The following is a 25581-nucleotide window of genomic DNA, read 5'->3' as shown; positions in this document are numbered from 1 at the left end:
CTGTGCGGTCTCTGAGCGAAATCTATCTGGCTAAAATTGCGCCAGCAATCGCTAAATCTTCTGATGGTTGCGAGGTTCAATGGACATTTTCGGCGATGGTCTTGTAGCAGTTGTTCAGTGGACCTACCTCGTGCTTCAAGAGGTCTGTCCAGGTATCATCGTCCAAGCTAAAAAACTGCACGTAGCATTTGCTGGCATCGTAATCGCCCCACTGAGCGACGATCAGGCGACTATCGAGTTGGTATTTCAGCGTGAGATACACGTTGCCTTCGCCTCCGACCGGAAGTTCGTGTACCTCTCCCGTGCGATTGTTGCCGATGTAAGCGAATGAGCACCCGGTCCCGCAACCAATCTGAATAACCGAATATTCCCCGGCGAACGAGGGGCCGTCGGTCATGCCATTCGTGATGCGGGTGCGAAAATTGCTGAACTCCTTATCCCTGCCGCTGAAGTCAGGGAAATTGTTAGGGCCGGAGTAAATGCGGAATACCGGCAGCTGCGACGGCTTGATCTTCGCCAGGGATATAGACCGGTGCGTTGCAGGAGCAAGATCGGAGGATGTCCAGGAAATAGGCTTATACCCGATGTCGATGGTTCGATCTGACCCCTGGCTCTTCTCTAGGTACTCTCGTCGCGAAATTCCTATGGCGCTCAGCTTGGCAGATGTCCCGGCATTCCGATATGCATCTTGATTATATTGCTCTTGTAGCTTTTTGGCCTCATCGCGGCTGATCGACGTGACAAAGGTCGCGACGTAGTCGGTCGCGCTCACATCGTAATAACTCACGATCTTAATCGTCCCCGATAATGACGCGACAACCGGCGGCGTTGCACGGTAAAGAATGCCGCTCGCTCCCGTTTTCGATCGCAGGTCAGCGAGCGAGGTCTTTCCGAAAGTGAAGCCTTCATAACTAGCGGAAGGACCGTCGCCGGTTCCGTCCCAGGATGCCAGGAGTGCCACGAGCCGGTTGGATGGCTTTTGGTAGGTCACGTCGAGATCAACGCGATTGTTCAAATGGAAAGTCAGGGTGGTGAAGGCACCATCAGCTTTAATCGCTGCCGCAGTACCGAGGCGCTGCAGCACCCCCTTGTCGTCTCCCAAACGGAAGCCCTCAATGGACTGGGCTGAAAGGGATGTGGTCGAGAAGATTGCAAACAGCGCTGCCACGGCAGCGTAGATCAGATGCATGACGATTCCGCGACTAGGGGAGATAAGCAGTTAAGCGCACAATAGACGTTGAGCCTCATTAGCCGAGCACCTGACGTCTGTTCGGCCGGACGATATTCGAGAAGAAGCTGACGATCTTACCTTCACGGCTGGCGTTTTCGGCCTCCCAGCCAAATTTCCAGGCGTCGTGGCGAGCGATCCAGTCTTCGAGAGCGATGGTGTCCTTGGTCGGCGTTCGACCTGGCTTCAGGTATGGATTTTCGTGCGATGCAAGCCCGAGCACTCGCGCTCTCGAACCGGCCTCCTGCAGGTCAATAAGTTCTTCGATGGTCACAGTTCGTCCCCCACTGTGCCATCATGCTATCATCCGAGGGTTGGTATGCAAGGTCTCGCTAATTGAATAGTAGAAGTTGGGTTAACCTCAGTGATATCGACTGGTTAGGCGTTCGAACCAAGGAGTATGAGCTGCGACCTAAACTTTGGTCATCGCTGGATAATGACCTGCGTTCCGGGCTGTACCATCTCGTAAAGCTCCTCCTGACGGTACATTCGAAAGCAGCCGCTCGATGCATTGGTGCCAATGGAGGAGGGGTCGTTGGTGCCGTGTATGCGTAGTAGTCCGTCGGCAAGGTAAATCGCGCGGGTTCCAAGCGGATTTGCGGGGCCAGGCCTCACAACCGCTGGAAGCCTTGGGTTCTTCTGGCGCATGCTCGCCGTCGGCCGCCATTCGGGATGCTCTCGCTTAGAAACCACCCGAGTTGATCCGTACCATTTCTTGCCTTCACGGCCAACGGCAATGGGGTAAGCGAACTGTTCACCCCATGACGTCGTGTAAATAAGCATATGCTCGCGTGTGGCGATTACGATGGTTCCCCTCGTGCTTCGCGTCGATGGTTCCCGCCGTTCTTGCAAAGGTTCCCGATAGCCAGGTTCTGGCTCGTAGTAGGGAGGAGGGGGATAGGGGCTGTAAGGGTCCTCATAGCCATAGCCGTCGTATTCATCGTATCCATCATACGGCGCGTAAACTTGGGCTTGGGCATGCATCGCTGTCAGAAAGAGAGCCGCAGCAAGGAGAACCAGCAATCTCATTCGTCGCCATCCGCTTGTTATACAGGCATGATTGGGCGGAATTCCGTGGCGGTACTATGGCCGCTGGCTCGCAAGAAAATCGAAATGGTACTGTCGCTCGGGATCGAACCGCCTCCTTCATTTCCGCTTTCGCCGAGATCGCCCAGCTGGCATCGATCAATGCCATCGGGCTGATTCATCCGTGCGCATCCCAAAGTCGCTCTGCGGGACTTTGCGAGTGAGATACTTGCGCCGTACTGTTTAACGAGCACCTGACGGTCGACTTCCTCGCTGCGTGCACAGGCTTCACAAGCGACGACAAGAACCTGACATCGACCGTGCCAATGTGATCATGCCTTCTTCCGCCCCCTGAGATCGGCCTCCACGCTCTTCCGAAGGGCGTCCATGATGTTGATCACGTTCGGACCCTTGGCTTCGGCCTCATCCTTGCCTTTCGCCACTTTCTTCTTCGGCTTCAAAGCCTTCTTCTTCTCGGCAATGATCTTCAGTAGGCTTTCCTGGATCGGATCGCTGACCATGGCGGGCGACCACTTCTTCGTCTTCTGCTTGATCAGCTGCTGCACGAGCGGAATTAGGTCCGGGTCCGCTTCTTCGTCAATGTCTTCGAAGTAACTTTCCTCCGGCCTTACCTCGTCGCCAAAACGAAGTGTCCAGAGTACGATGCCTTCATCGCGCGGCTCAAGCACGACGGCTCGCTCGCGGCGGCCAATCACCAGTCGTGAGACGCCGACGACGTTGTCGGCCTCCATGGCATCGCGGATGACCGCGAACGCTTCCTGTCCGACCGGATCGTCGGGCATCAGGTAGTGCGGCTTTTCCAGGTAGACCCATTCGATGCTGTCTTGCGGTACGAACTTCTCGATGTCGATCGTACGCACGGTCTCAAGGGCGACGGAATCCAGGTCATCGTCCGTCAGGATGATGTAGTCATTTTCACCTCGGGCGTATCCCTTCGCCTCGTTCTCGTCTTTCACCGGCTTTCCGGTAACGGAATCGACGTACTGCGATACGACACGATTGCCGGTCGCCTTATTCAGTGTGTGAAACCTGACTTTCTCGGATTCCGACGTAGCGGGGGACATTGCAACGGGGCAGGTGACCAGCGAAAGCTTCAGGTAGCCCTTCCAGTATGGACGTGGTGCCATGACCGATCCTCCTCAGCTGGCCTTGCGGTGAGCGGCAGCGCCGGAAGCGGGTTTCGAGTGCGATGCCCGGCGACGCCCTGCGCTTGCATTCGCGTTGGCGGCCGTGCGCTTTGGCTTGTCGGTCGCCTTCATCATCCCGGCACTCTCGCGCAGTGCCGCAAGGAGGTTGTTCGGCTGGGAAACCTTGACCGGCTTCTTCTTCGGAAGCGCACGGCCCTCCATCTTTGCCTTCACCAGTTCGGCGACCGCATTCTCGTAGCGGTCGTCGAACTCGGCGGGATTGAACGTCCCCTTCTTGGTTGAGATGATGTGCTTGGCGAGATCGAGCATTTCGCCAGCGATCTTCATCTTGGGCATCTCCTCGAAAGCTCTTTCCGAGGACCGGACTTCGTAGTCGTAATGCATCGTGGTCGCGATCAGCCCCTTTCCATGAGGACGAATAAGCACGGTCCGCATCCGGCGAAAGAGAACAGTTTGCGCGATTGCAGCGACGTTCGACTTCCGCATGCCGTCGCGCAGGGCGGCGAAGGCATCTTCCGACACCTTGTCGGTCGGCGTGAGGTAATATGGCTTGTCGAAATAGACGTCGTCGACGTCGGAGCAGGGGATGAAGGCCTCGATCTCCAGGGTCTTGTTGCTCTCCGGAATGACGGCTGCCACTTCTTCGGGATCGATCATGATGTACTGGCCGTTCTCGATCTCGAACCCCTTGACCTGGGCCTCGCGCGGCACGGGGTCACCTGTTTCGCCGTCGATGAACTGGCGGTTCACCCGATTGCCGGTCGCCTTGTTGACAGTGTTCAAGGCAATGCGCTCTGAGGTGCTTGCGGCCGTGTAGAGGCCAACCCCGCAACTCACTTGGCCGAATTTTATGAATCCTTTCCACTGAGCGCGGTGACCGCCTGGCATGACGCTTTACTCCCGAATCACTGAGTCACGAATCAATCGTTTCGCTGGCGATTCGTTCCGAATCGGAGCACTTCGGTTTAAGATTTTCGCCGGGTTGCTTCCTCGGAACGAACTGTCTTGCAGAAGCGACCTCCGGAACGTGCTTGTCCCTGGACATTACCGTTGTCGGCCGAAGCGGACGTTTGTTTGGCACAGACCATACGTCGTCCGTGGTTTTGAAGTCGTAGGAAGACCTCGGACATTGGCGTTGCCCGCCACTGCCGCTATCCCCATGCAATCAGGAGCGCACGAAATTCGTTGACCGGATATTTGTGGCACTTGCTCCATAAGTCCCAGAATTTCTGGTGTCCTATTCAACCGTGAGTGTGCCGCCCTTCTTGGAGTAGTCTTTTCCTCCAAGCGAATTGATCGTCGCGCATGCTTCCTTGGCGAACTTCTCGCACATCTGGTTCCCCTTGATGCGCCAAGTCCCTGTGTAGCTGTTCTTGTCCCCGTCGACCGTAGCTTCGATCGTTCCATCTTCTTTGTAGATTGTGATGCCCGATCCGCTCTTAGACTTCCAATGGATCGTGTGGCCCACCAACTCGCTTTTCAATTGCTCACCCGTCAGGGTCGCTGCATACGCACCAGATACGAGGGCTAGCATCATGCAGCCCGAAACTGTGATCGTCTTCATCGTTCTCTCCCTGGTTTGACGCCGCATCCGTCGACGAGTGACGGGATACTTTTCGAAGGCCACCTTTAATCTATTCGATTGTATATTCTATTTGCCTAATATAGGTAGCAAGCCACATCCCATGCTTCGTCTTGCCCGCGCAGCTACCTGTGGTCTCCTTCCACCGAAGCGGCCGCTCTCAGTTGTGAAAGCAAAATCTTCGCGGCATACTGTTTAAATGATGGATGCCCAGCAGACGAGATTCTAAAGGAGCTTTCGGCCCGTGAACCTGCAATGCGCAAGTCACCGAGCTTTTCGTAGCAGTCGCCCAATTTTTCGCCCAGATACCCAGCATCCAAGGATTTATCGCCGTCCGCCGTGAAAAGATATATTTTGATGGCATCAGCGATTTCACCAGCTTCGACTAATTTCGTCGCGCGACCTTCCAAGTGATTGAAGTCGTACCGGGCCATTGTCGTTCTCACTTTTTCTTCTCGCTACCCTCGCTTGAGTCGTGTTCGCTGCTTTCTGAGCGACTCGATGGTTTAACCCATGATGAGTAATATGTTATATCTACAATCAAGGCTCTGGTTACTACAGCAAATCCGCCTATAATTAAAATAACCGCCCATTCCGGCAAGGTAAATAACAACAGCGCTGTTGTTGCTAATGAAAGATATGAAATTGAGGCAATAAATACTATTCTCCTCTTTAATTGATCTAATTTGTACGGTTTCGTTTTACTATTCATCTTCAGTAAATACCCATGCAAACGCGTACCTTCGCCTTAAGAAGGTGGGCCCTATCATTGGCACCTGACTGACTTCTTCTCACGATGCCCTCCCCAGTCGCGGCGCGACAAGAATCAAGTATTCAACTTACGCTACTCCCAAGCAAAAACATGAATTGACGAATGCCGCCTGCGTACATACGCGTTTTCTCTACCAAATCTCTTCGAAGAGAAAAATTCTTTCAACTTGTCGACGGCTGCAATTGGCGCTTTCCGACCAAGGCTAAGCTTCCGCAGTCGGCCCCCATTGCCGCCGTTTGCCAAAAGCTGCAAATGTCTCCACATGGATAGTACGGTGTCGGCCAGCCAAAGGCCACGGAGGCGCAGGAGCTTGATTGCGATGGGAAATCTCTGCTTCATGACACCATTCGCTCATCCGACAGTCATTCCTATCCTTTCGATGGTTTGACCTGTTTCTGAGACGGCCTCGCTCATGAAGGCATCTGGCGCGTTCCGAATATGGTCGAGGTAGCCTCTCGGCCCAAAGTGGCCAAAACCCTTTGAGTTCACGGGGATGCCGCCTTTGCCCCAACTGGTTGAAATAACGACGATTAGAGGAAGATTATGTCCGATCTGTTGGTAGCCCAGCGACGATTACAAACTGAAGCTGATGAAATCGTACGAGCACTCCACCTTGATGAACTTCTTTCCCATGTAGGGTATCCTACCCGTGTTGGCAGCTCCGCCATGGGTCTTATGGTCCGGCGCGACATCGATATTACAGTTGCCTGCCCCAAGTTAGATATCCGCGCCCTCGAAGCATTTGCTGGTATCGGCGCTCGCCTCATGCAGATGACCGAAAGCGTTGTCGCGGTGCGCTTTCGAAATGACACCGGGAAATGGAACGCAGAGCCTGAAAAGTATCCGGATGGGCTTTATCTTTGGCTATCGGTTCGAGCACCGGACCAAGCGATGTGGACCATCGATATTTGGTTGGTCGATAAGCCGGAAAGGCAGCCCGACCTCGCACATCTGAGGACGCTGATGCCTCGCCTCACGGACTCAGATCGGGAAACGATCCTTCAGATCAAAAGCGTCTTGGCGGAACTGCCAGAGGGGTCGAACAAGATTTCGAGTGCATTGGTCTATGAGGCAGTCATGGATCATCGCGTCCGCACCGTTGCTGAGTTCAAGGACTGGCATTCCCGATATTCCGCTTGAGATTGACGAAGCCACACCAGCCGTGACCTCTTCTGAGACGTCCTTCGAACTTCTGCAGCAAACTCCTTTAGGAGGGCAGCTCATACCCGATGCTTTCCTCGATCTCCAAAGTCTTTCTGACTGCGGGGCGGTCCATCATGCGATCGTGAAACACTTCCAGGAGCGGCAGCGTTCCTGGCGCGAGATTTGCCGAGTTTCGGAACCTCCAGAACAGTCGGAACAGATGGATATCTGCCACCGACATCTTCGAACCGACAACGAACGGGCGCTCGCCAAGGCGTTTTTCGACGATGCGGTAAACGTCGAGCGCATGTTCCACACCCCTCCGCCGCGCCGGATGCACTGTTGAAGCCAGAAACGACATCCACGACACTACATGAGCCTCCGCCTCGGGATCATCTACAGGCAGGAGTCCGGCATGAGGGAATCTCTTTGCGAGAAAGAAAAGAATTCCTGCCACTTCGGTCAACGGTCTGCCATCGACAAGCAGTGTCGGCACTTTTCCCTCCGGATTGATTGCCAGGTAGGCCGGATCACGATGCTCCCGACGCGCAAACGACAGCGAGCAGATTTCAAAGGCCGCACCGACTTCGTGCAACGCAATGTGCGCAGCCATCGAACTTGAGCCTGGAGATAAAAAGAGCTTCAGCATGTTTCGTTTCCGATAGCGGCGTTAGCGATTAGGCGGTCAGCGGACATCGCATTCCGAGGCTAAACGCCAAACTTCACTCTCGTACGACAAAGTTCACCAATCGCCCCTGAACGACAATTTCTCTCACGATCTCCCTGTCAGCGAGCAACGCCATTACCTCAGGCTCTGATCGCGCGGCTGCAAGCAGACCGTCTCCCATTTCGGCAGTCGCCGTGAAACGATGACGGACCTTGCCGTTGATCTGCACAACGTACTCGCGCGTCTCCTCGTGAACCAGTTCAGGATCGAAACCTGGCCATGGAACGAACGCCAGCGTCTCTTTGTGGCCGAACTTGCCCCACAACTCCTCCGCAATGTGCGGAGCGAAAGGCGAGAGCAGCAGCACGAATGTCTCCACGACGTCGCGCGGTCGCACGTCCGGTGCCGCCAAAGCGTTGGACAGCTCCATCAACCGCGCGATGGCAGTGTTGAAGCGCATGGCTTCGATATCCTCAGTAACGGATTTCACGGTTTGGTGGCGCAGGCGAAGAATGTTCGGGTCCGCCGTTTCGTCCCGCACCGCCGGGTGCAGTATGTCAGTCTCGTCACAGACGATGCGCCAAGCGCGGTCCAGAAACCGGCGCACGCCATTGACGCCCGACGTCTGCCACGGCTTGGTCGCATCCAAGGGACCCATGAACATTTCGTAGAGCCGCAGCGCGTCAGCGCCGAATTCGTCGACGACATGGTCTGGATTGACGACATTCAGCCGCGACTTGGACATTTTCTCGATGGCGCGATGTACTTCGGTCGATCCAGCAAACCATCGGCCGTGTCGTTCAACGACAACAGCGGGCTCGCAGTATCGGCCCGCCGCATCTCGGTAGGAATGGGCAAGGATCATGCCTTGGTTGAACAGCCGCTGGAACGGTTCTTCGGTTGAAACGACCCCGATATCGTAGAGGACCTTATGCCAGAACCGGGCGTAGAGCAGGTGCAGCACTGCGTGCTCGGCTCCGCCTACATAGAGATCGACCGGCATCCAGTACCGTTCGGCCTCTTTCGCAACAAGTTCGCGCTCGTTATGCTGATCGAGGAAGCGCAGATAGTACCAGCAGGAACCGGCCCATTGCGGCATGGTGTTGGTCTCCCGCCACGCCGGAAAATCGGTGCCGGGGACGGTCGTGCGCACCCAGTCCTCTGCACGGGCGAGCGGCGGTTCACCGTCGGCCGTGGGCGCATAATCATCCAGTTCCGGCGGCAGCAGCGGCAGGCACTCTTCTGGCAGCGGCATCACCGAACCGTCCGCCAGATGGAGCACCGGAATCGGTTCGCCCCAGTAGCGCTGGCGCGAGAAGAGCCAGTCGCGCAGGCGATACGTGATCTTGGCACTGCCCAACCCGTTCGCCCGCAACCAAGCGATCATCGCCTGTCTGGCCTCCAGGACGCCCAGGTGGTCCAGAAAACCGGAGTTCACCATCTGCCTGTCACCGTCGTCAGCGGCCTTGTCGACATCCCCATCGCCTGCGATCACGCGAACAATCGGCAGGCCATGCGTGGTAGCAAAGGCATGGTCACGCACGTCGTGGCCTGGTACTGCCATCAAGGCACCAGTGCCGTAGTCAGCCAGCACGTAATCGGCAACCCAGATCGGCAGGCGAGCATTCGTAACGGGATTGATCGCGTAGGTACCCGTGAAAACACCTGTCTTCTCTCGACCAGCATCGACCCGTTCCGTCTCCTGCAGCGCCTCCGCCTTTGCGACATAGGCGGCCACCGCTGCGCGAGCCGCTGGCATGGTCATGGTGACCAGCAAGGGATGTTCGGGAGCGAGCACGATGTAGGTTGCGCCGAACAGCGTCTCGGGACGGGTCGTGAAGGTAATTATCGTCCCACCGCCATCGTCGATCGGAAAGGTGATTTTGGCTCCCTCTGATCGTCCGATCCAGTTGCGCTGCATCGCCTTCAGGCTCTCGGGCCAGTCGAGATCATCCAGCCCCTCTAGCAACCGGTCCGCATAAGCCGTGATACGCAGCATCCACTGACGCATCTTACGGCGGACAACCGGGTCGCCGGTTTCGACGTAACGTCCGTCCTTGACCTCCTCGTCGGCGAGCACGGCGTTTTGGGCCGGGCACCAGTTGACCGCCATCTCGGTCTGGTAGGCGAGGCCGCGCTCAAACAGCTTCAGGAATATCCATTGCGTCCAACGCACGTAACTCGGATCGGTCGTCGCAAGCTCGCGGCTCCAGTCATAGGAAAAACCCAGTCGCTGTACCTGGCCGCGAAACGTCTCAATGTTGCGCTTCGTCGTGATAGCGGGATGAACGCCAGTGCGCATGGCGTGGCGCTCTGCGGGCAAGCCGAAGCTGTCCCACCCCATCGGGTGCAGCACATTGAAACCCTTCATGCGTTTGTAGCGACACAGAATGTCCGTCGCCGTATAGCCCAGAGGATGACCGACATGCAGACCCGCACCCGAAGGGTAGGGGAACATGTCGAGTGCATAGAATTTCGGCTTGGCCGGATCGATCTCGGCTCGAAAGGTATGATGTTCGGCCCAAAGGGCCTGCCATTTGGGTTCAATCGCCCGTGGATCATATGGCATGCGTCGCTCCTCGCCCGGTCAATAGTGGCGGCCTCTTCTGATGATGGAGATTTTGATGGCGGTTCAGGAGCCACTACGGCTGCCGGTGCTCCGGTGATTTCCGGCAGCCGCCACGAAGTCGATGCGCCCTGGAGTTTGCGATGCACAGCGCCATTTCGCCGTGTCGGACGGCGGGAGTACGACGAGACTGCTGGGACGATCTGGTGTCCATGGATGACAACTCACATAAGGATATAAAGGGCAAACAGCAAAACTGGCCCGGCTCCAATTAGGAGGCCGGGATCGTAAGTCGTGCGTCAAGCTTACGGACGCATGTTGCTGCAAATGCCTGTGTCATCGTCGCTAAGAATGCCTGAAATGATCGCGCTCGCCAAGAGCGCGTCTATTCGATGCGTTTTGAGAAATGTATTTCGCGCCAGCAATGTCTGGTTTTTGGGCACAAAGGCGACATCGAGAACCGCACGGCAGGCGCTATGCTGCGTGAGATTTCATTTACCACATCCCGATCACATGCCTCGTACACTCCCAAAAGATGATATCGGGCGAGTTCACTACCCGACGTGGCCGCTAGAGACAGTTATCAAGCAGCGAACGGTGACCGGAGCAATCCGATTCGAGATGGAAAGGGGCCGGTACGGGTGTTCACGCAATCTACCGTCATCGTCTGCCTGCTTGGAACCATTGCGCTTGTTTTGACAGCGATCTCGACAGGGCATCGGCGCAAGCAACGGCGAATAGGACCACGGGCATTTCAAGCCAGGCTGGCGATGCCAGCCACTTTGTCGCTGGGCGGCTTTGTGATTCTAGCTGTTACAGAAATCCCGCCGCTGCAAGACGTGTCGAACACGCTTGGGGTGCTGCTGTTTTTCGTCATGGGAATTTCAAGTTTTACGATCCCGTTCGCGCTCACTTTTTGGGTCATGCTTCTCGCATTAGCCAAGTGGGTGAATGTATTTGCGGCTATTGCCGTTGTCTCGATGGGAGTGACCGTTGGTCACGTCGTAGGGTACGTGTTGGGTGGACAGGCTTCGCAAGGGAAGTGAAAATCCGAAAGCAAATTCCCCAGTTCTCGCCCGGCGATCATGTTGGGCGGAATAGGGTTTTTGCAGATGTCGCAATGACCAGCCCATGGCGCATTCCGGTGGATGTCGGCCCATTGCGGATAACCGCTCTTTACGAAAGCCATATTTTGGTTGAACTCTCATGGAACCAGAAATCCGGCTAATCGGAGATTGCCTATGCCTTGTAACGCATTTCTGCTGTGTGCAGGGCTGTTGGTCACCGGAGGCGCGGCTTCTGCCGAAGAGACTGCTCCCGCCAGAGCGTTTCGGTACGCCATCCTCGTCAACCAACAAGAGCCGATTTACGGCGAGGTGATGCGCGAAATATCCATGCCAATTGGTCGATCACAAAGCACCTGCCATCAATCTTTCGCTCAGCAGCTATGATGGTGCTTTCGTCCGGCCGATTGTCTCTTGTGGGATAGGGAATTGTTTCGTTTCGCACAGGTCTGAGAATATTGACGTGCGACAGACCGGGAAGCTCCTGAAGTTCAAGTTGGACGAAGGCAACGAGCCGGGCAATCACGCGGTCCTTCTTAAAAGCCGCCCGATGGGTGAAATTATCATTTCCTTCTGACGTTCAATGGCCGGTGTTGGCGCAACGGAGGCGTAGCCACGGTCTCGTCACGGGTCCAGAGCTGACGTTGTCTTGTCGTGACGCACCAGGTAACGGTTTAAGCATGGATAAGGGTCTTCAAATACGTGCGGCGCATGCTGACGATGCCTCCGCAATCAGTGATGTCATCGTGACGGCGCTGAGAGAGAGTAATGCCAAGGACTACCCGCCCGCCGTGATTGAGCGCATAGAACAGAACTTCTCTCCGACTGCGGTCCTTGCACTGATAGGTCGGCGAAAAGTCTTCGTAGCCGTTTCAGGTAGGCGTGTTATCGGAACTGCTAGTCTGGAGGGAGACGTTGTCCGGACAGTTTTTGTTTCTCCCGCTTCGCAAGGCCAAGGCGTGGGAAGGCGACTGATGGCTGCTGTCGAGGATTCAGCGCGAGAGGTGGGCATGGAGACGCTCTCAGTCCCTTCATCTGTAACAGCCGAGCAATTTTACGCAGGCCTCGGTTATCGGGCTATTCGAGAAAGCTATCATGGTGAAGAGCGCACTATCATCATGCAGCGCCATTTAGTCCCGAAGGACTAAAAATCATCCGACTAATGAAGCGCTGATGGCGCGAAGTCGACCGTGGCCGGTTGACCCGATGAGGCGTCCGGACGGCAGAGACTTCTACCATTGCCACGCCTTTACGATAGGCGATGTGGAAAAGCTTGCAGCACGCAAATGCGATGGCGGTAATAGCAACGTTTGCGACGCCGCCCGGATGCGGGCCATCTCGATGTAGGCAGGCTCCGCTTGAAAATGATGCCATCCCGCCTGTAGTTCGAGACGACCAAAAATTCACTGGATCGCGGACGCATTCGCGCTATCGTGGCTCTGTTGGTCGCGTAACGACCAATTGGGAGATGATTGACGCTCCCTGCCTCTGAGGAGGTGGGAAATGGGCCTGTTTTCAGATTTCGCGATTGATCTTGACGACCTCGAACTGCTCCAGGGGATCATCACGGACGCATGCCAAGAACTCAAGATTTCTCCAGATCAGCGGGGCTTTATCGCGCGGGTGGTAGACCTGCATTCGCAGGGCCGCTCCCGGAAGGAAATCCTGGAAAGGCTAAGGGTGGAGTTTGGAAAGTCGCTTGCCGATGGGACCGGCTGCGGGAAGTGCGACGTCCGGGGCTCGCTTCGAATTAATAATATTTAATGTTCAAGTGGCGGAACAATAACGTCCATTTTTCTGTTCCGGGTGCATGACATCGAAACCAGACGAATCCGTGCTGCGCTATATCCCGTTCGAAACGGACGAGGATATGGTGCGTCACTTGCAGGCGCTGCCAGAGTTCGCTGTACCCGCGAACTCTGACCACGTCTTCGGTGCTTTCCTTGAACGACTTGAAGCCGTCAACGAAGGCGGAGGGCAGAGTCCCTCAGCGGGGCAATGCCGTCGTTTCGAGTCTTAGCTTCCGATTTAATAGCAATTTCACGAAGTTTCGTTATCAACTTCTCTATGCGCAGCATCACCAAGACAATCTTGTTGAAAGCGAGCCTCGTGACCCTGCTGGCGATTATCGTGACGTACATGATTTCGTTCTCCACCAGGATCGCCTTCGGCATGCCAATCGACGCGCTAATCTTGGTCAACTGCGCAGTTATCCCGACCGTTATCTCCATGCCGGTGGCCAGCTACGTGTTTTGGCAGGGAGAAAAACTCGCCGAGGCGCATGAGGCGCTTGCCCGTGCCCATGCCGAACTTACCCTGCGGTCGAGAGTCGACCAGATGACGGGAACCTTGAACCGCGAGACCTTTCTTGCAACGCTTGAGGCCATGCGGCGCAAGCGTGATACGGGTACTCTTCTCATCATTGACGCCGATCACTTCAAGAAGATCAACGATTCCTACGGTCATCTCAACGGTGACCAGGCGCTCCTGCAAATCTCCTCGGCGATCTGTCGCGCCGTTCGGCGCGATGACATCGTTGGCCGGATCGGGGGAGAGGAATTCGGTGCCATCCTGATCGCGGCCGACAAAGATGATGCCATTCAGGTCGCGGAACGAATCCGCCAGGAAGTAGAGAACGCGACGCTAAGTCTGTCGGAGGGGGCGACGCTGCGCCTTACTGTCAGCATTGGCGGCACTACAAGCGACTTTTCCGAAGCCTCGCTCGCCGATCTGATGCGCAAGGCCGATACCTGTCTTTATGAGGCCAAGCGGCAGGGCCGGAACCGCGTTATCCTTGATGTTGCAAGGGCCGCGTGAGTGTCGCCTTGCACCATCGCTCAAAAAATGTCGAGAATCTTGCCCAGCAAGTTCACCGGCAAGCCGAAATTCCCGTTCTTCAGTCTGCAGGAACTTCGTGATATTCAGGCCGCTTTCCGGCTGATAAACAAGCCGGTTTCCTTCTCGGTTTCAAGCACGCCGCCGCCTACCCGAAATGCCTCGGTGATGGCATCCCGAAACGCGTCAACCTGCGCCTCGTCGGCCTCGTCACCGGGCGGATAGGACGTGAGCGCCAAAAACACGTCTTCCGGCTCAGTTACCCGTAGGCGGGCAGGATGCTGCGTCATGGCGACATTTCCGAAATGGGCTTGCATGAGCCGTTCAGCAGTATCGTAGCCGAAAGCAGCTCCGGCCGGATCATACGGAGGACTGCCGAACACGGTCGTCAGCTCATACATCTTGCGCATGTTGCCAGCCCCGTTGGTGGTCACCGCAAGGAAACCGCCCGGCTTCAGCACACGATACATTGCCGCGATGGCCTGCGACTGGTCTGGCACATGGTAGAGCATGTGCATTGCTATGACTGCATCAAAAGCGCCATCCACGAAGGGCAAAGCAGTCGCGTCGGCTTGTTGACCTGTGACGCTACCGAATGCCAATGGCTGGCAGCGCTCAACCGCGTCTTGCACCATGCCGGGGGAGAGATCGGAAAGAGTGAGGTCCAGACTTTCCGGTAGCTTGTCCACCGCCGCCGCCCAAAACCAGCCAGGACCGCAACCGACATCAAGAATGCGATCTCCGGCTTTGAGGGGTAGCTGTCCTGCCACCCATGCAAACCAGCCGATTTCGGCAATCGTATATTCCCGGTTGAGGCGGGCTCGCGCGGCGAGCTTTCGGCTGTCGCTATACTGTCTATCGTTGCCTGTGGTTATAGATGACATGTGGAGCCCTTGAACTCGAATTCGCCAAAGTACGACAGCATTGCGACGTGACAAGAATAGGCTTTTGCAACATTTGCGTGTATAAAGTGCACGACGCGGAAATTTTTAGCAAGAAAAACCGCCGGGAAAAACCGATGGGTCGAGCGGAGCTAGGTTATCGTCGAAGACGCGGGCCTGAGGGCGTATGGGTTGATCCGGACCATCATCGACATGGGATAGGTTCGACAGGGGAATTATGCGGGAACGGAAGCCTTGAGTATACGACCGAGCTTGGAAGGACAGCACGTCAGACTTCGCATACCCCGTGTAGCCGACGCCGAGGCTCGATTTCGATTGGGATACAATCCAGAAATTGTCGAGATGTTCGGGGTCAGTCGAAAGGACGTGCGACCAATAACGGTGGAAGGCGCAGCGGGATGGGTGCAAAAGCTCATTCAGCATCCCCATGCCTGGGTTATTGAAGCCGGAGGGGTGCTTATCGGCGAGATCAGATTGGATAGAGTTGATCCGCAGGATCGTCGAGCCTCGATGGCGATAGGCATCTACGATGCGGCGTCGCTCGGGCGCGGCTTCGGTACCGAAGCGATCATGCTGTTGTTGGATCACGCGTTCGGGACGATGGAGCTTCATCGGATCGCTATTCGCGTGCTTGCCTACAATGCGAGGGCCATCCGAGCCTATGAGAAGTGCGGGTTTATCGTCGAAGGTCGTGAACGTGAGGCGGCATTTGTTAACGGACATTGGCACGATGACATAATGATGGGTTTGCTTAGCCGAGAATTCATTTCGCCGCATGCGCCACGAGTCGCGTGCGGAAACACTGGCGAGGGTGAGTGAAGAGGAAATCGGATACAAGGCGAGCATTTGGGCCTTTGCGCGTTGTCATCGAAAGCTTTTCCGAATTGGGCGGCCGAAAGGCTCCCGAGATTGGCTTTTATTTCGATGTCGAGCATGTCCGATAGTCTGCCTGAAAGTGGATGCTGGTGGTTCAGGGCTTGGGGGAGGGGCATGAGAAATTTACCTGACCTGCTGAATGAAATCCGGTCTCTCGAAGAAGCCTTGCACCGTCCCGAAATACGCCGTTCAAGAACGGCGGTCGAAGCGCTTCTCGCGGAAGGGTTTGTTGAGTTCGGAGCTTCGGGGAGGGCATATCGCCGTGCGGAGATCATCGATCTTCTCGTGCAGGAAAACGACGGTGAAGACGCTGGCGAATTGCTGACCTACGATTATGCACTCAGCTTCATTTCTTCCGATGCGGTGTTGCTGACCTATCGCACCCGGCGCACGAAGGGCGATGGGTCTGAGCGACATGTTTTGCGCAGCTCAATCTGGAAGCTTTCTGATCTGGGCTGGAAAATGCTGTTTCACCAGGGAACTGTGATGACAGACCCGTCAATTTGAAACGGGCACCCGTCATTCGGTTCGTTCCGCCCGGATCATAAGCACGAACGCCGCCAAGTCACGCCATCTCGCGAAACGGGGTGCGGCCCCGCACGCCTCGGGCGTTGGTTGCGGCTCACGGACGTCAACAATCCGAAACCCTGCCTGGGCGATCCCGTTGAGATATTCGCTGAGCGTGCGGGGAAAGCGAGGCACCTCAAACAGCACTACGTCCTCATCGCTCGGCCGGTCACCAAAGCGCCAACTCTCGACAAACTTGGTTTGGTCGAAATATCGAGCAACGACCAAGCCGGTCGGCTTTTCATTGATATCCTTCTGCCACTGTAACCCCGGGGTAATGAAACAAGGGTGCAGAACGCTAAACGCAATGAATCCACCGGGCCGTAGCAGTCTGAAAGCCTCTCGCATCGCCGCTGGGAAATCCGGCCCGTCCATCAAGGCCATGGTCGAGACGACGGCATCGAAGGAGGCATCCTCGAACCCGGTGTTCTGGCTGTAGGATGCAACCTCGTATCGGATACCGAGTGGAAGGTGGTGTTCAGCCTCCCGTGCATGACCAATCATTTTCTCGGAAAGATCGATGCCGGTCATTCGCGCACCGATCTCGGCGAACCGCCTCGTGTTGGAGCCTTCACCGCAGCCGAAATCGATGATTTCCAATCCTGCGATGCTTGGCAGAAAGGCTTGAAACGCCGGAAAAGTGAATAGGTCGCGGTAAGTGTCGTAGCCGTTCCGGACATCATGTGCCCATTGGTCGGCGTTTTCGTTCCAGCGGGCGGCGACTTCGGTTTCGGATACCAGGGTCACTCTGTGCTCCTTATGGAAGTCGGTGGTGTCAATGAACTTGTTTCGTACGAGGAATCCAGCGGTGTCGCGAACGCAGCGGGCTCTTCATCTGGTGCTGCGAGCTGTGGCGACGACACGGTTCACAAAATCGGCTTTCGCCCGCGTGTAGCCATCACCGTCATAGGCATATTCTCGTGCGAGTTTTTGCTTGAGCGCCGAGTATTCCGCCATGATCTGCGGATGCGCAATCAGATAGTCTCGAAAAATTATACGTTTCTGATGCGTTTCGTTTCCCTGCGGCAGTAGATAGACCCGCCGTTTGGGATTCGTCGATGTCATCAAGAATGCGTAAACGTCCCGCTCATAACGATTCCCACGGTTTTCATAGCCTGCGTCCTCCATCGTGCTGATGGCCGCCAACACATGTTCAGGACTTGGCAATGTGACGTCAATGTCGATCAGAGGCTTTGCTGAAAGGCCGGGAACCGCAGTGCTGCCTATATGATCGATGGCAATAACCTCAAGTCCGATCAGGGCCTGGAGGCTTGCCGCGATATCGCGAAAATGGCCGGGCCACTGTTTGTCATATGTAGCGATTTCCACACGCTCTGCCATGACCCCCCCTTGTTGCGGACGTTCGTCGGAAGCCAACCGACCAATCTGGACTTTCGATAGCGTCCAGGTTGCGGCAATCACCTCATGACATCCAAGAATGTAAAGCGTGGGTAAGCTCAAACGCCGAGGTCCAGCGACCATGAAGCCATCGGAAAAACAGGAATTGGCATCGAGTCGGATATCGCCGTTCAAATTATGGAATCAAATTTGCGCACCGGCAATAACGTGATGCTGGCGCAGGCAATGCGGATGGCCAATCTATCGCCGCAATGAGCGGGCAAGAGCGCCGCCTCTGCAGGCAGACCCTGCAAGAGAATGCAGGGCCGGTTATGAGAGCGTTCCGTTTACGAGGGACGAACCCCCTCTCACGGGCCAGTCCTGCTGAATGCGCCAGCTACACCTCGGCCGAGTTTCGATCGGCGGCCTAATTCTGGCCTCCTGCGAACGCGATCAGATTTCCGTCGACGTCGCGCACGATGAATGTGCGAGTGTCCCAGGGCTCAGTCTTCAGCGCTTGGTGAAAAGTGACGCCCGCGCTTTGATACTCTAGGGATAGCGGTTTCGGATCATCGATGATGATTGTTGCCGAAAGCGCGTCACGTTCCCTTGCTCGAAAATCGCTGTCGAACACCGGGCCGCCGACCTTTCGTAAGTTCAAGCGGCCGCCGTCGCGAAACACCGTAAGCGGTGTCCCCATCACACTGCCGAGTACGTTCGTTCATTGCAAGGATCGAACAGACCCTCCATAGTTGCGCTTGATGCGAGGGTGGGTGGTGATGCTTCGACAAACATACGATGCAAAGGCGACGCGACAACTCGCAGTGATGAGAGTCGTGTTTCCATTAGTTGGATTGGTGATCTGCATAGCCATTCTTGGTCTTTATCTATGGCGACTGCACTCTTTTGAGCGCACGGTGGCGACGATAGAAGCCGTTTGGGAAGAGGAAGTTAATCGTCGTGGGGTGAAGATCATAACGATGGCAGAACTTTCTTTCTCAAGGACTGCTCCCACTGGGGAGCCCCTCGCATGCAGATACAATTTTGAGATCGGCACGCCTCGTGATGGTTTTAAGGTCGGGGATAAGCTCGACATCGTGCCAGCTACCGGAACTTGCCAGCGGGCTGATATCCTTGGGCGGAGCGAGCAAAGTCCTTAGCGTTTCCTGGTTTCGCCGAAATATGCATTCGTGAATACGCAAATCGCTGCACAGCACAATCGGTCCCTTTCCTTGAAGGAATCTGGGTTGATCCGATGCACCGTCGACACCGTATCGGCCGTCCACTCCTCGATGCGATATCTGATGATTTGAAAGAGCAAGGGTTTCACGAGCTTTGCTCAGACGCGGAGATCAAAAACCGGCGCTCACACAAGGCGCATGAGAGTTGGTGTTTTGCGAGACGGCCCGGGTCATCTATTTCCGAAAGTCGCTGGCGTAGGATCACTACCGGGACTAGCGTCGGAGTGAAACGCATTGAGTTCAAAGCAAATTGAGGCCACGGTCAGATGATGAAACTGTGGCCGTCTCCCGTAGCGGCGACTCGGGCGCAAAGGATCGCGGTCACTAATATCGGCCAGGAGAGCACACGCGAGACGTTCGCGCTGGCTTGCTTTAATGAAGGAGCCCTGAAAGGGACGCGATCAACTATGTCTATCGACATTCGCCCCGCTCACGAACGCGACATCCCGAAGATCGCCAAAGTCGTTGTCGACGCGTGGCGTTCGACATTTGCAGGTATCTTGCCCGCCGATTTCCTGGACGGGATGTCATACGATCAGCAGGAGCAACGGCATCGCAGAACCTTTGGCAGGCCGGGCGTGACTTATTATGTCGCCTGTTCAGATGATGTCGTTGTCGGTTTTGCCAGTGGCGGGCCGACGCGCCGTGAGGCGTTTCCGTCGGAGAACGAGGTTTACGCCATCTACGTATTGGCCGAATTCCAGCAGCACCATCTTGGATCGATTCTCTTCAGGTATGTCGCTACCGACCTCAAGCGGTCAGGCCGCAAGGGCTTGGCGGTGGTCGCACTCAAAAAGAATCCGCATCGCAGCTTCTATGAGCGGCTAGGAGGGTTACCATCTGCGGCAGGTCCGATCACGCTTGGTTCGGCCACTTTTAATCAGATAGCTTACCTCTGGGACGACGTCGCAAGCCTGGCGTTGGAGGTTGTGCGCGTGTCGGCTGATGCTCATTGGCAAGCTTATCATGCCATTCGCCGCCGCGTGCTGTTTGAGGATCGCGGGTTGTCCGGGTACGATGAGAATCATTCCGATGATCATCGGGATGGACATTTCCCGCTCTTGCTTCTGCAGGGAACAATCCAGTTGGAGCCGCCCGTCTCGATCTGACGTCTAACAGCAAGGGCGTGGTGCGGACGGTTGCGATCAAGGCCGCGTTCCAACGCAAGGGGCTTGGACGCGTACTGATGACTGGGCTCGAAACCTTCGCCGCGCAGCAGGGTGTTATCAGTCTGGAGGTGAACGCTGCGCCCGACGCCGTCCCTTTCTACGACAAGCTTGGCTGGACGATGATGGACCGATCGAGAAGTAATCCGTTAATGACCAAAGTCTTGTCCGGTTTCGAGGCGGATGCCACCGAGGGCTACAACCAGCCTGCGGTGGTTGTTCTTGAAAACCTGGAGCCGCCACAAAAGCGCCCGGATTACTACCTTGCAAGCTTTGGCGACATCACTTTCGATCATGTGAACCCTAAGACCGTTCACGACATCCTTTGGAGCTGGTCGCAAGGCTACATGACAGCCACTGCTGCAGAGGAAATGCTGCGCCTCGACGAAAACAAAAGCTTGGAGGCGCTTGCGCGGGTCAATGGCATCCCGGAACCGGCCGAGGCCGTCCTCTCGCCGGAAGAGGCCGCTGCGATCCTTGGCGATGAGCCCGTGGATGGCGATATCACCTTTCATGTTCGTAAGCGCATCAGGGATGCTCGCCTCCCATCTTATCGCCGGAGCGACGTCGAAGCCCGCAAGCTGTTCGAGGACCTCGTAAATGGCAGATAAACCGACCATCCATTGGCGGACGGAATGGGCTAACGGCACCCCCACCCATTTCATCATGTTCTCTGACACCTCCGCAGAGCAGCGCAGCGACATCGAGCGAGCTGCTGACAATGAAGGCTTCCGTCGCGAGGGTGAGCATTGGAGCCCAACCGAAGGACCAAAGCTTCACGGGTTCTTCGAGGTCGCACGAGCGAAGGGCTTCGATCTGGATTTCGAGAAAGAGGACGAGGATGCGCTGTTCGATCTGCAGCGCCTGAAGCTTGAGCGGGAAACCAGGAAGAAGCTCGAAACCTTGCAGGATTTCACATTGGGCGAACTGGCGGGTTGGTGCCCCGTTCAAGCCGAAGGACAGCTGGACGGGCAATTTTGGTATTTCCGAGCCCGGGGAGCCTATTGGCGGTTCGAACTCGGCGGGAATGAAAGTCGCACAAAAGGTCCGAAGTGGTGGCATGAAGAGGATTGGCCGGGCAAGACCGGGTTCGAGGCTGGGTATATGTCCGACGAGGACGCGATAACCAGCATATTGAAGTCAGTGAATGCCTATCGAACGGAGAATCGCAGCCGGTTCGAGAGGGGCCATCCGGAGTACGAGCGCACGACCCTCGAAGGCTGGGCCATTGGAGCCTTGAGTCTCCAACGTGCCATCAGAAGGCTTGGGATCAGCGGTCAAGACGCTCTCGATCGGGCAACTGCCTACGGGATCGAGCTGCCCTACCTGGCGGATCGCGAACTGAAATCGCTGGGTTCAGCGCAGTCCACCGTTCTCGGTCTAGACAGGGCTTCCGGGAAATGGGTTGAGCTGAGGGACGAGGACGATTGATGAGCGAGCCCGAGGATTTGGAGACCATGCACGCTGAAGGGAGAGTTACTGCGATGACGCATCTCGATACGATCCGAGAAGTACGGCGGAAACTGGCCATTAATGGCCCTTCACGCGCCCGCACTGTCGACGATTTCGCAAACGTAACACTGCCCGAACGCGACTGCGACGCAATTCGCGATGTAACGGCTGCCGAAAATCCCGACACGGTTATAGAGATTGGCCTTGCGTATGGCAGCTCGGCCCTGGCGATCGGTGAGGCTCTGATTTCGGTCGGCGGCAAACGGCATTTAATTCTCGATCCGTTCCAGGAAAGCGAGTTTCGCAATGCTGGCTGGGAAGCGATCCGTGCAGCCCAGTTGGACGGTATCGCTGCGTTGTTGAGGGAAAAATCCCAAATCGCACTACCCCGGCTTGCCACAGAGGGGTTGTTGGCCGATGCTGCGTTCGTCGATGGCAGCCACGTGTTTCACAACGTATTCATCGACCTTTATTACCTGCAGATCGTGGTAAGGCCCGGCGGACTCGTTGTTCTCGATGATTACTGGTGGCCGGGGGTAGCGACGGCGTCACACTATTTCGAGACCAATTTGGGTTGGCAGTCGCAAGAAGTTGCGAACGGCACGCCGGGACGACTGCGTGCATTGCGGCTGCCGGAATCGCCGGTGAAGTCGGACTTCAGGAAATTGACGCCGTTTTGGCTCTGAGCATCATAGTGAATTGAAGAACGTCTGGTGGAACATCGGCGGCTGCAGTCAAGGCGATCGCAGGCAGTCACAACGAAGACGAAAGCTCCTATGCCCTTCAGCCTTAGACGTCTGAGTCTGGAAGAGATGGACCGCGCCGCCATTATCCTTCGGGCCTCATTTGACGAGCGGCTTCCGTGGTTGGCGGGGCTCCATACGCCTACCGAAGATCGCGCTTACTTTCGAGAGCACGTATTCAGCGAATGCGAGGTATGGGGTGCGCTGGAAGATGAAATCGTCGGCTTTATTGCATTCCGGGCTGATTGGATTGACCTGCTGTACGTATTGCCGTCTTGGCAGGGGCAGGGCGCTGGTGACGCGCTTCTCCAAGTGGCCAAGGGGGCAGCGTCAAGCCTCCAACTATGGACAGCGTTTCAATCATTGGAAATCGATCAAGATGAACAGAATAAATTTTCAGCTATACACCTACGACAACTGGTCGGCGCGATGCTGGCGAACGACGAGCCACTGCTCCTTTGAGTAGGATCGCTCACGAAGCCAGTGCGGCGTGATACGATACGCCCTTACCCTGCTGATCTTGTCTCCGGTGGGCTTAAAATTCAGCACCAACTCTGCTGCCCCAATGATGAAGTCAGCGTAGTTCAGCATCCAGTGTGTTGCCTTTTGGAGGATGCGAAAGAAATCGTCTGGATGAAGTGTTCTCGTTCGGTCTGCCTCGCGGGCGACCTCGGCAGCAATTGAGCCCACGCTGCGGCCATGGAACACGTCATTTTCGATTCCGTTGGTCTCCAATACGTGCTTCTCAGACAGAGCATAGATTGTTCGCCACACGGTGAGATATCGCATGACAGTGTTCTCGGTTTTCGGATCGCGAACATTGACAGTCTTGGCAGCAAGGCATCGCTGGATGCGCCTTGAATGCGTATCTTTGACCTTTGCCAGCCGTTCCAGGAGTGCATGCTGAAACCTTGCCGAGGACGAGAGTGCCAGGTTGGTCACTCCAATCCATCCAGCCATAAGGGCCCAATCAAAAAAGTCGGGATCGTCAGAAGCAGCCGTTAGATCGGAGAGCACCTTGGTTTCCCGCTTGAATTCAGAAAACAGGTTATCCAGCCGCTCTTCGAATGGGACCAAGTTGAGGATGTCATTCGTTGCGAGCAATTCGCAAAAGTTGTCGAAATCCGATTGCACGAGGCCGTGGTTATAGTAAATACCGCGACCGTTCCTCCATCGGATGAACCAATCATATGCTCCGCTAAACTCAAGGCAGATCCGAGCACTGAGTGGCTCGCTGTCAAATCCCACGCCGAGTTTATGCAAGATGATGGTTTTCTTGTTCAGTCTATCCAGACTCAAACTGGGATGATTGAGCCTGATCCCACCATAATCGACGAAGCCGTCAAACAAGATCGTGACCTCCGTGTCACGTTTCTTCGTCGGGTCGTCCGTCTCAATCACCCACCGGTCATCAAGCTTGTTTCGTCTGCCTTCGATGGCTTTCTTATCTCCGGTGCGCTTCACGGTTTCTGGAAGGTAGAGCCTTTCCATCCCACTCGCGTAGCGTCGCAGGTGGTTGTTCGAAAGCCGGTTCGAATAAAAACTGTTATCCATAATCAAATCTCCAATACGGTGGGGAGGGCGATTTCACCGGCCGCAAGCAACTTCAATGCTCGTCGCACGCCTTGGCGGTACATCTCACCGAACCCCTTTTCGAAAACCCACTGCCGGATCGCCAATACGAGCCCGAGAAGAGGAACGCCTTGGACATTCCAATTCGATGCAGGAGCCGTTAGTTTGGACGACATTAGGGCTCGGTGCGCGAGATAAAGGTCGAGCATGTTTTCCAGGGTTGGCGCGAATACGAAGTCTGAACGGACTGCTCCGTCAGCCTCAACCCCCGAAAGACCGCATGCGCTCTCAATGCCGCTGGCGATCGCCAGGCGCTTGAACCACTCGTGTGCTTCGGGATCAAACCCGAAGCGTGCCACCTGTTGGCCATTGATCAACAGGGACTGCAAGCATTCCTGAAAGAAACGGACTGATGCCTTGTAATCCGCAACATCGCGCGGGCTATTCCGATAATATCGCTGTGTCACTGCGGAGTTCGCATGACCTGCCGTGGCGCTGATCTCCATGGACGATTATTTCGTCCGGTCCGATGCTAGGGCGCTGGCGCAGCGTGTCCTCGATGAAATCGAGAAGCCGATCGCATGGGATGGCATTTCGCTTTCGGTCGGCTCCAGTGTCGGCATCTCGACCTATCCGGGGCAGGCCGAGACGATCGACGACCTTCTCTCACAGGCCGATATCGCGATGTACCGGGCGAAATCGACCGCAACCAACACCATCTGCTTCTATGATCCTTCGATGGACCAGGCTGCCCGTGACCGCAATGCGCTTGCGATCGAGATGCGCGAAGGCCTCAGGAGAAATGAGTTCGAGCTTTTCTACCAGCGGCAGAACGATACCGTCACACGCGCGGTTCTGGGCTTCGAGGCGCTATTGCGCTGGAACCATCCGGTACGCGGCAGCATCTCGCCGGTAGAGTTCATTCCGATAGCGGAGCGGACGGGCTTCATTCTGGAACTGGGCGAATGGGTTCTCCGCCGGGCGTGCCAGGAGGCGGCAGGCTGGAAGAATCCTCTGCGCATCGCCGTCAACGTCGCGCCGCAGCAGCTCAGCGACAACCGGTTGCCGCAGATCATCCACGAAATCCTCCTCGATACCGGGCTTGCCGCGTCACGCCTGGAAATCGAGATCACAGAATCCGGCATCCTTGCCGACCACCAGCACGCGCTGCATGCTATCCGGCGCCTGAAGGCGCTCGGCGTGAAGATCGCGATGGACGACTACGGGACGGGTTATTCGTCGCTTTCGACGTTGCAGAGCTTTCCCTTCGACAAGATCAAGATCGACCGCTCCTTCGTGGATGGCATCGTAACCAACAAGCAGTCGGCCGCGATCGTTCGCTCGACGCTGATCCTCGCCGCAAGCCTCGACATCCCGGTGCTGGCCGAAGGCGTCGAGAACGAACAGCATATCGATTTCCTTCGCCGCGAGGGCTGCCTGCAAGTGCAAGGATTCCTTTTCGGCAAGCCGGTGCCGCGTTCGGGGATCGAGGAGATCGTTAACGCCGCACCTGCCGCCAAGGCAGAGGCTGAGACCTCGGTCGTCGAGGGGACGGCTGAGGAAGCGCGCCCGGGAGCCGCAGCCGCGGCCTGAGCAAAACATTCATCGCGCGCCAAGCCGGCTGGCTTGACATCCGGACCCGCGCATTCTCACATGGCCGCCGATCGATGCG

General features: G+C 56.1%; 29 protein-coding genes and 1 pseudogene. 14 read left to right on the top strand and 16 right to left on the bottom strand.

All coding sequences use genetic code 11. The annotated features are described in order from the left end of the window. Positions 1 to 76 precede the first annotated feature (76 nt). The 8 genes from N2599_RS11425 to N2599_RS11390 form a co-directional block, all read right to left on the bottom strand. On the bottom strand, positions 77 to 1189 hold the full coding sequence (locus N2599_RS11425; RefSeq protein WP_051336456.1) for a hypothetical protein: 1113 nt from the start codon (positions 1187 to 1189) through the stop codon (positions 77 to 79). 58 nt (positions 1190 to 1247) lie between these two features. Further along, positions 1248 to 1502 (bottom strand): CrpP-related protein, encoded by a 255-nt coding sequence (locus tag N2599_RS11420; RefSeq protein WP_027508391.1) that lies wholly within the window; start codon positions 1500 to 1502, stop codon positions 1248 to 1250. Positions 1503 to 1651: 149 nt separating this feature from the next. Further along, entirely contained in the window at positions 1652 to 2257 is a 606-nt protein-coding gene (locus N2599_RS11415) for a L,D-transpeptidase (protein WP_027508392.1), read from the bottom strand. Between the two features lie 329 nt (positions 2258 to 2586). After that, positions 2587 to 3402, bottom strand: coding sequence for a non-homologous end joining protein Ku (ku, locus tag N2599_RS11410; RefSeq protein ID WP_027508393.1), 816 nt, complete (start codon positions 3400 to 3402; stop codon positions 2587 to 2589). A gap of 12 nt (positions 3403 to 3414) precedes the next feature. After that, positions 3415 to 4311 carry a non-homologous end joining protein Ku gene (gene ku / locus N2599_RS11405; protein WP_027508394.1) on the bottom strand — a complete coding sequence of 299 codons (897 nt, stop codon included), beginning with the start codon at positions 4309 to 4311 and terminating at the stop codon, positions 3415 to 3417. Between the two features lie 349 nt (positions 4312 to 4660). After that, a complete protein-coding gene (locus tag N2599_RS11400; protein ID WP_027508395.1) occupies positions 4661 to 4987 on the bottom strand; it encodes a hypothetical protein in 327 nt (108 codons plus the stop codon). 143 nt (positions 4988 to 5130) lie between these two features. Further along, on the bottom strand, positions 5131 to 5439 hold the full coding sequence (locus N2599_RS11395) for a nucleoside triphosphate pyrophosphohydrolase family protein (RefSeq protein WP_037141052.1): 309 nt from the start codon (positions 5437 to 5439) through the stop codon (positions 5131 to 5133). 8 nt (positions 5440 to 5447) lie between these two features. After that, on the bottom strand, positions 5448 to 5717 hold the full coding sequence (locus N2599_RS11390; RefSeq protein ID WP_156915210.1) for a hypothetical protein: 270 nt from the start codon (positions 5715 to 5717) through the stop codon (positions 5448 to 5450). 603 nt (positions 5718 to 6320) lie between these two features. Between N2599_RS11390 and N2599_RS11385 the strand changes: the two genes are divergently transcribed. Next, on the top strand, positions 6321 to 6917 hold the full coding sequence (locus N2599_RS11385) for a hypothetical protein (RefSeq protein WP_027508397.1): 597 nt from the start codon (positions 6321 to 6323) through the stop codon (positions 6915 to 6917). Positions 6918 to 6984: 67 nt separating this feature from the next. Here the strand turns inward: N2599_RS11385 and N2599_RS11380 are convergent, their stop codons facing one another. Continuing rightward, on the bottom strand, positions 6985 to 7569 hold the full coding sequence (locus N2599_RS11380; RefSeq protein WP_027508398.1) for a glutathione S-transferase family protein: 585 nt from the start codon (positions 7567 to 7569) through the stop codon (positions 6985 to 6987). Between the two features lie 73 nt (positions 7570 to 7642). Further along, entirely contained in the window at positions 7643 to 10156 is a 2514-nt protein-coding gene (gene leuS, locus N2599_RS11375; protein ID WP_027508399.1) for a leucine--tRNA ligase, read from the bottom strand. A 638-nt stretch (positions 10157 to 10794) separates the two neighbouring features. Between leuS and N2599_RS11370 the strand changes: the two genes are divergently transcribed. From N2599_RS11370 to N2599_RS11355, 4 genes are all read left to right on the top strand, one after another. Next, positions 10795 to 11199, top strand: coding sequence for a hypothetical protein (locus N2599_RS11370; RefSeq protein ID WP_156915211.1), 405 nt, complete (start codon positions 10795 to 10797; stop codon positions 11197 to 11199). Positions 11200 to 11897: 698 nt separating this feature from the next. Next, a complete protein-coding gene (locus tag N2599_RS11365) occupies positions 11898 to 12365 on the top strand; it encodes a GNAT family N-acetyltransferase (protein ID WP_027508402.1) in 468 nt (155 codons plus the stop codon). Between the two features lie 355 nt (positions 12366 to 12720). Beyond that, positions 12721 to 12981: a hypothetical protein gene (locus tag N2599_RS11360; RefSeq protein WP_027508403.1), complete on the top strand. Its 261-nt coding sequence runs from the start codon at positions 12721 to 12723 to the stop codon at positions 12979 to 12981. A 330-nt stretch (positions 12982 to 13311) separates the two neighbouring features. Further along, a complete protein-coding gene (locus tag N2599_RS11355) occupies positions 13312 to 14034 on the top strand; it encodes a GGDEF domain-containing protein (RefSeq protein ID WP_245209207.1) in 723 nt (240 codons plus the stop codon). A 104-nt stretch (positions 14035 to 14138) separates the two neighbouring features. Here N2599_RS11355 and N2599_RS11350 read toward each other — a convergent pair whose 3' ends face one another. Next, entirely contained in the window at positions 14139 to 14936 is a 798-nt protein-coding gene (locus tag N2599_RS11350; protein ID WP_027508405.1) for a class I SAM-dependent methyltransferase, read from the bottom strand. A gap of 252 nt (positions 14937 to 15188) precedes the next feature. Between N2599_RS11350 and N2599_RS11345 the strand changes: the two genes are divergently transcribed. Further along, positions 15189 to 15773 carry a GNAT family N-acetyltransferase gene (locus tag N2599_RS11345; protein ID WP_311319492.1) on the top strand — a complete coding sequence of 195 codons (585 nt, stop codon included), beginning with the start codon at positions 15189 to 15191 and terminating at the stop codon, positions 15771 to 15773. A 171-nt stretch (positions 15774 to 15944) separates the two neighbouring features. Then, a complete protein-coding gene (locus N2599_RS11340) occupies positions 15945 to 16337 on the top strand; it encodes a nuclear transport factor 2 family protein (RefSeq protein ID WP_037141059.1) in 393 nt (130 codons plus the stop codon). A 12-nt stretch (positions 16338 to 16349) separates the two neighbouring features. Here N2599_RS11340 and N2599_RS11335 read toward each other — a convergent pair whose 3' ends face one another. The 3 genes from N2599_RS11335 to N2599_RS11325 all read right to left on the bottom strand — a co-directional run bounded on the left by N2599_RS11335 (position 16350) and on the right by N2599_RS11325 (position 18417). Further along, positions 16350 to 16997, bottom strand: coding sequence for a class I SAM-dependent methyltransferase (locus tag N2599_RS11335; RefSeq protein ID WP_245209208.1), 648 nt, complete (start codon positions 16995 to 16997; stop codon positions 16350 to 16352). Positions 16998 to 17228: 231 nt separating this feature from the next. Next, a complete protein-coding gene (locus N2599_RS11330; RefSeq protein ID WP_311319491.1) occupies positions 17229 to 17930 on the bottom strand; it encodes a GrpB family protein in 702 nt (233 codons plus the stop codon). A 232-nt stretch (positions 17931 to 18162) separates the two neighbouring features. Continuing rightward, on the bottom strand, positions 18163 to 18417 hold the full coding sequence (locus N2599_RS11325; protein ID WP_245209209.1) for a VOC family protein: 255 nt from the start codon (positions 18415 to 18417) through the stop codon (positions 18163 to 18165). 498 nt (positions 18418 to 18915) lie between these two features. Here N2599_RS11325 and N2599_RS37815 point away from each other — a divergent pair, with 498 nt between their 5' ends. The 6 genes from N2599_RS37815 (at position 18916) to N2599_RS11300 (ending at position 22799) form a co-directional block, all read left to right on the top strand. Then, on the top strand, positions 18916 to 19230 hold the full coding sequence (locus N2599_RS37815) for a GNAT family N-acetyltransferase (protein ID WP_084606385.1): 315 nt from the start codon (positions 18916 to 18918) through the stop codon (positions 19228 to 19230). 153 nt (positions 19231 to 19383) lie between these two features. Further along, on the top strand, positions 19384 to 20085 hold the full coding sequence (locus tag N2599_RS37600; protein WP_051336459.1) for a GNAT family N-acetyltransferase: 702 nt from the start codon (positions 19384 to 19386) through the stop codon (positions 20083 to 20085). Beyond that, complete coding sequence (locus N2599_RS37595; protein ID WP_311319499.1) at positions 20082 to 20753, top strand: GNAT family N-acetyltransferase; 672 nt, start codon at positions 20082 to 20084, stop codon at positions 20751 to 20753. Before N2599_RS37600 ends, N2599_RS37595 begins: the two co-directional genes overlap by 4 nt. Beyond that, entirely contained in the window at positions 20743 to 21573 is an 831-nt protein-coding gene (locus tag N2599_RS11310; RefSeq protein ID WP_027508410.1) for a hypothetical protein, read from the top strand. The genes N2599_RS37595 and N2599_RS11310 overlap by 11 nt, the downstream gene beginning before the upstream one ends. After that, the gene (locus N2599_RS11305; RefSeq protein WP_245209210.1) at positions 21573 to 22280 is read left to right on the top strand and encodes a class I SAM-dependent methyltransferase; all 708 of its coding nucleotides are present in this window, start codon (positions 21573 to 21575) and stop codon (positions 22278 to 22280) included. Before N2599_RS11310 ends, N2599_RS11305 begins: the two co-directional genes overlap by 1 nt. Positions 22281 to 22370: 90 nt before the next feature. After that, complete coding sequence (locus tag N2599_RS11300; protein WP_051336460.1) at positions 22371 to 22799, top strand: GNAT family N-acetyltransferase; 429 nt, start codon at positions 22371 to 22373, stop codon at positions 22797 to 22799. Here the strand turns inward: N2599_RS11300 and N2599_RS11295 are convergent. Together N2599_RS11295 and N2599_RS11290 are read right to left on the bottom strand one after the other, a co-directional pair. After that, complete coding sequence (locus N2599_RS11295) at positions 22746 to 23891, bottom strand: hypothetical protein (protein WP_027508412.1); 1146 nt, start codon at positions 23889 to 23891, stop codon at positions 22746 to 22748. The two genes, N2599_RS11300 and N2599_RS11295, sit on opposite strands and share 54 nt — an antisense overlap. Positions 23892 to 23893: 2 nt before the next feature. After that, positions 23894 to 24415, bottom strand: coding sequence for a hypothetical protein (locus N2599_RS11290; protein WP_156915212.1), 522 nt, complete (start codon positions 24413 to 24415; stop codon positions 23894 to 23896). Between N2599_RS11290 and N2599_RS11285 the strand changes: the two are divergent. After that, positions 24414 to 25502 (top strand): annotated as a pseudogene (locus N2599_RS11285) (putative bifunctional diguanylate cyclase/phosphodiesterase); the annotation flags it as partial. The gene N2599_RS11290 and the pseudogene N2599_RS11285 sit on opposite strands and share 2 nt — an antisense overlap. Between the last annotated feature and the right edge of the window lie 79 nt (positions 25503 to 25581).

The organism is Rhizobium sullae, assembly GCF_025200715.1.
Taxonomy (GTDB): domain Bacteria; phylum Pseudomonadota; class Alphaproteobacteria; order Rhizobiales; family Rhizobiaceae; genus Rhizobium; species Rhizobium sullae.
Note: the sequence above shows the minus strand (reverse complement) of the source record. Positions and strands in the feature narration are given on the sequence as shown.

Coding starts and splice junctions, on each gene's coding strand:
- N2599_RS11380 (WP_027508398.1), bottom strand. CDS start 7,569: ATGCTGAAGCTCTTTTTATCTCCAGGCTCAAGTTCGATGGCTGCGCAC.
- N2599_RS11340 (WP_037141059.1), top strand. CDS start 15,945: ATGAGAAATTTACCTGACCTGCTGAATGAAATCCGGTCTCTCGAAGAA.
- N2599_RS11415 (WP_027508392.1), bottom strand. CDS start 2,257: ATGAGATTGCTGGTTCTCCTTGCTGCGGCTCTCTTTCTGACAGCGATG.
- N2599_RS11300 (WP_051336460.1), top strand. CDS start 22,371: ATGCCCTTCAGCCTTAGACGTCTGAGTCTGGAAGAGATGGACCGCGCC.
- N2599_RS37600 (WP_051336459.1), top strand. CDS start 19,384: ATGTCTATCGACATTCGCCCCGCTCACGAACGCGACATCCCGAAGATC.
- N2599_RS11360 (WP_027508403.1), top strand. CDS start 12,721: ATGGGCCTGTTTTCAGATTTCGCGATTGATCTTGACGACCTCGAACTG.
- N2599_RS11395 (WP_037141052.1), bottom strand. CDS start 5,439: ATGGCCCGGTACGACTTCAATCACTTGGAAGGTCGCGCGACGAAATTA.
- N2599_RS11295 (WP_027508412.1), bottom strand. CDS start 23,891: ATGGATAACAGTTTTTATTCGAACCGGCTTTCGAACAACCACCTGCGA.
- N2599_RS11400 (WP_027508395.1), bottom strand. CDS start 4,987: ATGAAGACGATCACAGTTTCGGGCTGCATGATGCTAGCCCTCGTATCT.
- ku (WP_027508394.1), bottom strand. CDS start 4,311: ATGCCAGGCGGTCACCGCGCTCAGTGGAAAGGATTCATAAAATTCGGC.
- N2599_RS11365 (WP_027508402.1), top strand. CDS start 11,898: ATGGATAAGGGTCTTCAAATACGTGCGGCGCATGCTGACGATGCCTCC.
- N2599_RS11290 (WP_156915212.1), bottom strand. CDS start 24,415: ATGGAGATCAGCGCCACGGCAGGTCATGCGAACTCCGCAGTGACACAG.
- N2599_RS11390 (WP_156915210.1), bottom strand. CDS start 5,717: ATGAATAGTAAAACGAAACCGTACAAATTAGATCAATTAAAGAGGAGA.
- ku (WP_027508393.1), bottom strand. CDS start 3,402: ATGGCACCACGTCCATACTGGAAGGGCTACCTGAAGCTTTCGCTGGTC.
- N2599_RS11385 (WP_027508397.1), top strand. CDS start 6,321: ATGTCCGATCTGTTGGTAGCCCAGCGACGATTACAAACTGAAGCTGAT.
- N2599_RS11350 (WP_027508405.1), bottom strand. CDS start 14,936: ATGTCATCTATAACCACAGGCAACGATAGACAGTATAGCGACAGCCGA.
- N2599_RS11310 (WP_027508410.1), top strand. CDS start 20,743: ATGGCAGATAAACCGACCATCCATTGGCGGACGGAATGGGCTAACGGC.
- N2599_RS11425 (WP_051336456.1), bottom strand. CDS start 1,189: ATGCATCTGATCTACGCTGCCGTGGCAGCGCTGTTTGCAATCTTCTCG.
- N2599_RS11305 (WP_245209210.1), top strand. CDS start 21,573: ATGAGCGAGCCCGAGGATTTGGAGACCATGCACGCTGAAGGGAGAGTT.
- leuS (WP_027508399.1), bottom strand. CDS start 10,156: ATGCCATATGATCCACGGGCGATTGAACCCAAATGGCAGGCCCTTTGG.